The organism is Desulfocurvus sp. (assembly GCF_023230885.1).
Taxonomy (GTDB): domain Bacteria; phylum Desulfobacterota; class Desulfovibrionia; order Desulfovibrionales; family Desulfovibrionaceae; genus Desulfocurvus.
Genome location: NZ_JALNWM010000176.1, coordinates 1 through 7,470 on the forward strand (window position 1 = coordinate 1; position 7,470 = coordinate 7,470).

General features: G+C 71.4%; 8 protein-coding genes. 5 read left to right on the top strand and 3 right to left on the bottom strand.

What is annotated here, in order from left to right:
* From M0P34_RS12015 to moaC, 4 genes are all read left to right on the top strand, one after another.
* On the top strand, positions 1–1,351 hold a 1,351-nt coding region (locus M0P34_RS12015; RefSeq protein WP_291499436.1), incomplete at its 5' end, for a hypothetical protein.
* Complete coding sequence (rpoZ, locus tag M0P34_RS12020) at positions 1,332–1,553, top strand: DNA-directed RNA polymerase subunit omega (RefSeq protein WP_291499438.1); 222 nt, start codon at positions 1,332–1,334, stop codon at positions 1,551–1,553. The genes M0P34_RS12015 and rpoZ, both read left to right, overlap by 20 nt.
* A 3-nt stretch (positions 1,554–1,556) precedes the next feature.
* Entirely contained in the window at positions 1,557–2,669 is a 1,113-nt protein-coding gene (gene dnaJ / locus M0P34_RS12025) for a molecular chaperone DnaJ (RefSeq protein ID WP_291499441.1), read from the top strand.
* Between the two features lie 4 nt (positions 2,670–2,673).
* The gene (gene moaC, locus M0P34_RS12030; protein WP_291499443.1) at positions 2,674–3,180 is read left to right on the top strand and encodes a cyclic pyranopterin monophosphate synthase MoaC; all 507 of its coding nucleotides are present in this window, start codon (positions 2,674–2,676) and stop codon (positions 3,178–3,180) included.
* Between the two features lie 252 nt (positions 3,181–3,432).
* Here the strand turns inward: moaC and hisF are convergent, their stop codons facing one another.
* Positions 3,433–4,212, bottom strand: coding sequence for an imidazole glycerol phosphate synthase subunit HisF (gene hisF, locus M0P34_RS12035; RefSeq protein ID WP_291499445.1), 780 nt, complete (start codon positions 4,210–4,212; stop codon positions 3,433–3,435).
* Positions 4,202–4,846, bottom strand: a complete 645-nt coding sequence (hisH, locus tag M0P34_RS12040) for an imidazole glycerol phosphate synthase subunit HisH (RefSeq protein WP_291499447.1) — start codon at positions 4,844–4,846, stop codon at positions 4,202–4,204. Before hisH ends, hisF begins: the two co-directional genes overlap by 11 nt.
* A gap of 385 nt (positions 4,847–5,231) precedes the next feature.
* On the opposite strand from hisH, the gene rfaD reads away from it, so the two are divergent.
* Positions 5,232–6,203 carry an ADP-glyceromanno-heptose 6-epimerase gene (gene rfaD / locus M0P34_RS12045; protein WP_291499448.1) on the top strand — a complete coding sequence of 324 codons (972 nt, stop codon included), beginning with the start codon at positions 5,232–5,234 and terminating at the stop codon, positions 6,201–6,203.
* Between the two features lie 105 nt (positions 6,204–6,308).
* Here rfaD and M0P34_RS12050 read toward each other — a convergent pair whose 3' ends face one another.
* Entirely contained in the window at positions 6,309–6,968 is a 660-nt protein-coding gene (locus M0P34_RS12050) for a hypothetical protein (protein ID WP_291499450.1), read from the bottom strand.
* Positions 6,969–7,470 lie beyond the last annotated feature (502 nt).

Consider the following 7,470-nt stretch of genomic DNA (forward strand, 5'->3'; position numbering starts at 1 on the left):
CGTGTTGGCCGTGGGGGCCGCCCTGGCCCTGCCGCTGCTGCCCTCGCGCCAGGGCGGCGGCTGGCGGGAGTACGCCCCGGGCGAGGTGGCGGCCCTGGCCGTGCGCGGGGGCGCCGGGGAATACGCCCTGCGCGCCCGCGACGGGGGCTGGGTGCTCGACGCGCCCGGCCTGGCTCGCGGGCTGCCTGCGGACCCGCAGCGCGTCGCGGCGCTGGTGGAGTTCCTGGGCCGCAACAGGCCCCTTGGGCACACGGACGACCCCGGGGCGGCGCGCACCGGGCTGGGCGCCGGGCGGGGGCTGCTGGTGGACGGCGCGGACTTCCTGGAGATCGGCGCCACGGACCGGGACGGCGCGCGGGTTTTCGCCCGGCGCGGCGCGGGCGGCCCGGTGTTGCTGCTGCCCGGGGAGTATGCCCGGGTTCTGGAGCGCCCGGCGGAGTATTACCTCGACCTGCGCCTGGTGGACCTGGACCCCGCGCGGGTGGAGCGGGTGACCCTTGTCCGGGGTGGCGCGGGGGGCGGCGCGGGGGGCGCACGGGCGGCCGAGGTTGTCGAGATGGTCCGTCGGCCCGGGGGGCCGGTGTTCGTGCGCCCGGGGGCGCGCGCGGGGCAGCCCGTGTCTGCCGAGGAGCTGGACCTGTGGCTGCACGAGCTGGCCGGGCTGCGCGCCCTGGGCCCTGCCCCGGGCGGCGCGGCGCCGCCCGGCCCGGGGGCCGACCTGCGGGTGGAGCTGCGCCTGCGCGGGGCGGGGGTGCACAGCCTGGCGCTGTTTTCCGCCGCCCGGGGGCCCTGGACGGCGGTGTGCGGCCCCCGGGGCATCCACTTTCTGCTTGACCCCGGGCAGGCCGCCAAAGTAGATAGAAATGCTTTTTCGTTCGCTGATCGCCGGTTGGCCGCCCTCGATCCGGGCGCGGTCGACCGGCTGGTGCTTTCCGCCTCCGGCCAGCGGCTGCACGCCGAGCGCGACGGCCGCCGCTGGCGGGGCCAGGGGCTCCCCGGGCGGTTGACGGGGATTGACATGCTCCTGTGGCGACTTAGTGATCTGCGGTACGAGGCCGGGCCGCAGGCCACGCCGCCCCCCGGGGCGCGCGAGCGGCTGCGCCTGGAGCTTGGGCTGCGCGACGGCGCCCGGCGGGAGTTCGTGTTCCACATCGATCCGGGGCTGCCCCCCGGGCGGTGCTGGATTTCCTGCGGGGATCGTCCGGATTTCTACCGCGTCCACGACCAGTTCTACAAGGATCTGAAGGGCTTTTTGCCTCCGGCGCCGGAGGCGGGCTCAAACCGGAGCGCCCGGACCCACCGGGTGCCCAGCGTTGCCAAGGGAGACACACATGGCCAGAATCACTGTTGAAGACTGCCTTGAAATGGTCAACAACCGCTTCCTCATCGTGCAGATGGGCATCAAGCGCGTGAAGCAGTACCGCGAGGGCTACGAGACCCTGGTGCCGTGCAAGAACAAGGAAGTGGTGTCCTCCCTGCGCGAGATCGCCTCCGGGAAGGTGCTGCCTTCGGAGGATCTCAGCGAGATCGGTGTCGCGTCGCACAACGGGTAGGTCATGGCCAAGGCAGACTACTACGAGGTGCTGGGCGTCGCCCGGGACGCATCGGAAGACGAGGTGAAGCGGGCCTATCGCAAGAAGGCCTTCGAGTTCCACCCCGACCGCAACCCCGACGACCCCGAGGCCGAGCGCCGCTTCAAGGAGGCCGCCGAAGCCTACGACGTGCTGCGCGACGCCGACAAGCGCGCGCGCTACGACCGTTTCGGGCATGAGGGGCTGGGCGGCAACGGCTATCACGGCTTCTCCAGCGCCGACGACATCTTCAGCTCCTTCTCCGACATTTTCGGCGACCTGTTCGGCTTCGGCGCCGCCTCGCGCGGGCCGCGCCCGGCCCAGGGGTCCGACCTGCGCTACAACCTGCGCATCAGCTTCCGCCAGGCCGCCAAGGGCGACAGCGTGACCATCCGGGTGCCGCGCAACGTGCCCTGCCCGGACTGCGACGGCAGCGGCGCCGCCCCCGGAACCCGCCCCGAGACCTGCCGCCACTGCGGCGGCACGGGGCAGGTCGTGCAGTCCCAGGGCTTCTTCCGCGTGGCCACGCCGTGCCCCTCGTGCCGGGGCAAGGGCCAGGTCATCGCCGAGCCGTGCCCCGGCTGCCGGGGCGTGGGCATCGTGCAGCAGACCCGCGAGCTGGCGGTGAACATCCCCGCCGGGGTGGACAACGGCTCGCGCCTGCGCCTGCGCGGCGAGGGCGAGCCCGGCGTCCACGGCGGCCCCCCCGGCGACCTCTACGTCGTGCTCTATGTGGAGGAGGACAAGACCTTCCGCCGCCAGGGCCAGGACCTCGTGCACACCGTCGAGGTGGACATGGTGGCCGCCGCCCTGGGCACCACCGTGGACATCCCCACCCTGGACGATCCCGAGAAGCTGACCGTGCCCAAGGGCACCCAGAGCGGCGCGGTGTTCCGCCTGCGCGGCCTGGGGCTGCCCTTCGTGAACCGGGGCGGCACGGGCGACCTGCTGGTGGAGGTCATCGTGACCACGCCCACGGGCCTGTCGCGCCGCCAGGAGGAACTGCTGCGCGAGTTCCGCGAGATCGAGGAGGGCAAGGTGGGCAAGAAGATGAAGAACCTTTTCAAGAAGGCCGTGGACAAGGCCATGGGCGGGTGAGGCCATGAGCGACGGACACGGCGGCGGACACAGCGGGCTGACGCATATCGACGGTTCGGGCGATGCGCGCATGGTGGATGTGGGCCACAAGGCCGACACCCGGCGGGTGGCCCTGGCCGGGACCACGGTGCGCCTGTCTCCGGAAACCTTCGCCCTGCTGCGCGAAAACGCCCTGCCCAAGGGCGACGCCCTGGCCACGGCCAAGGTGGCGGGCATCCTGGCGGCCAAGCAGACCCACGCGCTGATCCCCATGTGCCACCCGCTGCCCCTGTCCTATGTGGACGTCCGCTTCGCCCCCGTGGAGGCCGAGGCGGCCATCCACATCGAGGCCGAGGCGCGCACCACGGGCCCCACGGGCGTGGAGATGGAGGCGCTCATGGCCGCCCAGGTGGCCGCGCTGACCCTCTACGACATGTGCAAGGCCGTGCAGAAGGACATCCTGATCACCGACTGCCGCCTGCTGCACAAGAGCGGCGGCAGGAGCGGCACCTACGACGCCCCCGGGCGCTGACCCCGCCGGGTCGGCGCGCGGACGAAGGCCCCCCGGAACCTCGGTTCCGGGGGGCCTTTGCGTTGCGCGCGGCCTTGCGCCGGGGCGGGGGCTGGGTGCGGCCTCCGGCGCCGCGCCCCGGCCGCCCCGCCGGTTTGCGGCCCGCCGTCCCGGCGCGGCGCCGCCTGGTCGCCGCTGTGCCTTGCGGCCCCGCCGCCCCGTTTCGCGCCCCGGCTGCCCCGTTGCCAGGGCGCCCTGGCGCTTGGCGCGTCCCTACCAGACCTCGCGGACCTTTACGCCCCGGGCCTTCATGACGTTCTTGCAGTCGCGGATGGAGTATTCGCCGTAGTGGACGATGCTGGCGATGAGCGCGGCGCTGGCGCGGCCCTCCTGGCAGGCGTCGGCCATGTGCTGCGGGGTGCCCGCGCCGCCCGAGGCGATGACCGGGATGGACACCGCGTCGCAGATCATGCGCGTGAGCTTCAGCTCGTAGCCCGCCTTGGTGCCGTCGGCGTCGATGGAGTTGACGCACAGCTCGCCCGCGCCCAGGGCCTCGGCCGTCTTGGCCCATTGGACGGCATCCATGCCCATGCGCTGGCGCCCGCCGTGGATGACGATCTCGTAGCCCGAGGGGCACTGGTCCGAGGGCGGCACGGCCAGCACGTCCATGCCGACCACGATGCACTGCGAGCCGAAGGCCGCCGCGCCCTTGCTGATGAGGTCGGGGTCCTTCACCGCCGGGGAGTTGATGGAGACCTTCTCGGCGCCCGCCAGGAGCACGTCGCGCATCTGCTCCACCGTGGCGATGCCTCCGCCCACGGAGAAGGGGATGAAGATCTGCCGGGCGACCTGCTCCACCACCTTGAGCATGATGCCCCGGCCCTCGTGGGAGGCGGTGATGTCGTAGAACACCAGCTCGTCGGCGCCCTCCTCGTAGTAGGTCCTGGCCGTGGCCACGGGGTCGCCGATGTCGATGTTGTCCTTGAATTTGATGCCCTTGGTCAGGCGTCCGTCGCGAACGTCCAGGCAGGGGATGACGCGCTTACTGAGCACGGGCGGCCTCCTTGCAGTAGGCGGCGAAGTTGGCCAGCAGGGCCAGGCCCGGGCGGCCGCTCTTCTCCGGGTGGAACTGCACGGCCCACAGGCCCTCGCGGCCGTGGACCGAGCAGAATTCAATGCCGTAGGCGGTGGTTCCGAGCACATATTCCGGGGCCGGGGCCGGGTAGTAGCTGTGCACGAAATAGAACTCCGCGGCCGGGTCGATGCCCGCGAAAAGCGGCTCGGCGGGGTTTTTCAGCCGCACGCTGTTCCAGCCCATGTGCGGCACGCGGATGGGCACGCCGTCCTCGTCGGCCCAGGAGGGGTTGAACATGCGGCACTCGCCGGGCACGATGCCCAGGGTCCTGGTGTCGTTCTCCTGGCAGTAGTCGAGCATGATCTGGCAGCCCACGCAGATGCCCAGCAGCGGCTTGCCCGCCGCGATATGGTCGGCCAGGGCCTGGTCCAGCCCGCTGGAGCGCAGCTGGCCCATGGCCTGCCCGGCGGCGCCCACGCCGGGGAAGACAAGCCCCGAGGCGGCGCGGATGCGCTGCGGGTCGGCGGTGATTTCGCAGGCGATGCCCAGGGAATCCAGGGCCCGGCGCACCGAGGTCTGGTTTCCGGCCTTGTAGTCGAGGATGGCGAGCATGTGCGGTTCTCCGTTGCGGTGGGGCGGGGCCGTGCGCACCCGCGTGGGACGGCTTTCGCGCAATAGTAAATATCCGCCGCCAAGACAAGGGCGGCCGGAGCCCCCGGGCCGGATTCGCCGCGATTTCGGCCCGGGGGGCGCGCGGACGGGCGCCGCGCAAGGCTGTGAAGGTCGTCTCGCGCGGGGCGGGGCGCGCGCGTCCGGGGCGCCCGGAGGTGGCGCGGGAGGCTGTGGCGGTCGCCTTGCGCGAGGGCGTCCGCACTCCGCCGGGCGGCGGCTTGCCCTGCGGCCCCGGGGAGGGTAAGACTGGGCCGCCGGCCGCCGGGCCCCCGCCCGCACGGCGCAACCCGCAACCACCGCGCACCGCGCGAAAGGAAACAGCAGCATGCATATCGTCACCGGCGGAGCCGGATTCATCGGCAGCGCGTTCGTCTGGAAACTGAACGGCATGGGTATCACGGACATCGTGGTGGTGGACGAGCTGGGCACGTCCGAGAGCTGGAAGAACCTCGTCGGGCTGCGCTATGCGGACTATCTGCACAAGGACGCCTTCCTGGACCTTGTGCTGCACGACGAGCTGCCCTTCGATGTGGACAGCGTGACGCACATGGGCGCCTGCTCCGCCACCACCGAGCTGGACGCCGATTATCTCATGGAGAACAACTACCGCTACAGCGTGACCCTGGCGGCGTGGTGCCTGGAGCACGACGTGCGCTTCATCAACGCCTCGTCGGCGGCGACCTACGGCGACGGCTCGCGCGGCTTCTCCGACGATGAGGCGCGCCTGGGCGAGCTGCGCCCGCTGAACATGTACGGCTATTCCAAGCAGCTCTTCGACCTCTGGGCCCGGCGCGAGGGCGTGCTCGGCTCCCTGGCCAGTCTGAAGTTCTTCAACGTTTTCGGGCCTAACGAGTACCACAAGGGCGACATGATGAGCGTCGTCTGCAAGGCGCACACGCAGATCGGCCAGACCGGGCGGCTCAAGCTCTTCAAGAGCTACCACCCGGACTACCCCGACGGCGGCCAGATGCGCGATTTCGTCTATGTGAAGGACTGCGTGGACGTGATGTGGTGGCTGCTCCAGCATCCGGAGGTCGGCGGCGTGTTCAACGTGGGCACCGGTCAGGCCCGGACCTGGAACGACCTGGCCCGCAGCGTCTTCGCGGCCATGAACCTGCCCGAGAACATCGACTACATCGACATGCCCGAACAACTGCGCGGCAAGTACCAGTACTTCACCCAGGCCGAAATGGCCAAGCTGGCGGCCACGGGCTGCCCCGTGCGGTTCACCAGCCTGGAAGACGCCGTGAAGGACTATGTGCAGGGATACCTGGCGCGGGAGGAGCGGTATTTGTAGGCGGCGCGCCGCCCCGATCCGGCCCCGGGCCGCACGCAAAAGGGCTCCCCCCGCGCGGGGGGAGCCCTTTTGCCTCGGCTGGCGGCGGGGAATCCTGCCCCGGGCTCAGCAGCTCTCCCCCTCGCCCAGCAGGTCGTCCAGCTCCACTTCCGCGCCGTCCGGGGCGAAGAGGGCGGGGACGATCATGCGCTTGCCCTTGCTGTCGTCGTGGCCGGGGGTCATGGGGCGGCCCGCGTAGGTCAGCCCGGTGATGAGCTTGTCCTCATGGCCGAACTCCGCGAAGCTCTCCATGAACACCGCGAGCTGCGCGGGGTCGAATTCGCCCTCGAAGCCGTCGAGCAGGAAGGTCTGGGCGCCCTTGTCGATGGAGCCCATGAATACGAGCACCTCGCTCGGATCCAGCCGGTGCAGCAACTGCTGCTGCGAGACGGGCGTCTCGGCGTGGGTGACCTGGGAGGGGTAGATGGTTTGCTCCTGGCCGCCCAGACGGACCTGGATGCGCATTCCGGCCTCGAAAACGTAGGCCGCGCGGTGGTGGAACCTGCACTCCTCCCACCAGCCGCTCCAGTCGTAGCCCACCTGCCGCGCGAACTTGCGCGCCAGCTCCTCGTCGAAATAGAGCACGCCCTTGAAGCAGTTGTGCGCGAAGTAGGGCGTGTTGTTCTTGCCGTGGCAATGGCGGGCCACCCGGGCCAGGAAGGCGCGGGGCACGGCGGAGATGGCCACCTCGTTCTTGTAGCCTGCGATTTCGATGCTGAGCTGCACGGGGAAACTCCTTGCGCGGCGGGGGGATGGGCCCCGGTTTCGGGCGATGATAGCCCCGGGCGCGGCTTTGGCGCAAGCAAAACCAGGGGCCGCCGGACCGCCCGCGCCCGGGCGCCCCTCGCGGGTGTGGGGCGCCCCGGGGCCCCGGGCCGTTGCCGACGGGCGGGAGCAACCCCGGCCCGGGCGGTGCCTGCGCCCATACCCCCGTCGGCCAGGGCGCCTGCCTGCACGGCGCTGCGCTGGCGGGGGCAGCCCGGCGCGGCGGCCCGGCGCGGCCCGCCGCGCCGGTGTGGCTTCCTCGAAGGGGGCGGTGCTTTCGAAATAAAAATTGTATTTCGGCGTGTTGTGTGCCTGGTGGCCAGGGCGCATCCCCCGGGCGCGGCGCTAGGCCTTGCGCTTGAACAGGCGCTCCAGGTCGGCGGGGGTCCAGGCGATGCGCACCGGGCGGCCGTGGGGGCAGTAGTCGCGCCCGGGCACGGCGCGCCAGGCCTCCAGCAGGGCC

What these genes read in the sequence shown, in the direction of transcription:
- rpoZ (WP_291499438.1), top strand. Translation starts at nt 1,332, where the DNA reads ATGGCCAGAATCACTGTTGAAGACTGCCTTGAAATGGTCAACAACCGC.
- dnaJ (WP_291499441.1), top strand. Translation starts at nt 1,557, where the DNA reads ATGGCCAAGGCAGACTACTACGAGGTGCTGGGCGTCGCCCGGGACGCA.
- moaC (WP_291499443.1), top strand. Translation starts at nt 2,674, where the DNA reads ATGAGCGACGGACACGGCGGCGGACACAGCGGGCTGACGCATATCGAC.
- hisH (WP_291499447.1), bottom strand. Translation starts at nt 4,846, where the DNA reads ATGCTCGCCATCCTCGACTACAAGGCCGGAAACCAGACCTCGGTGCGC.
- rfaD (WP_291499448.1), top strand. Translation starts at nt 5,232, where the DNA reads ATGCATATCGTCACCGGCGGAGCCGGATTCATCGGCAGCGCGTTCGTC.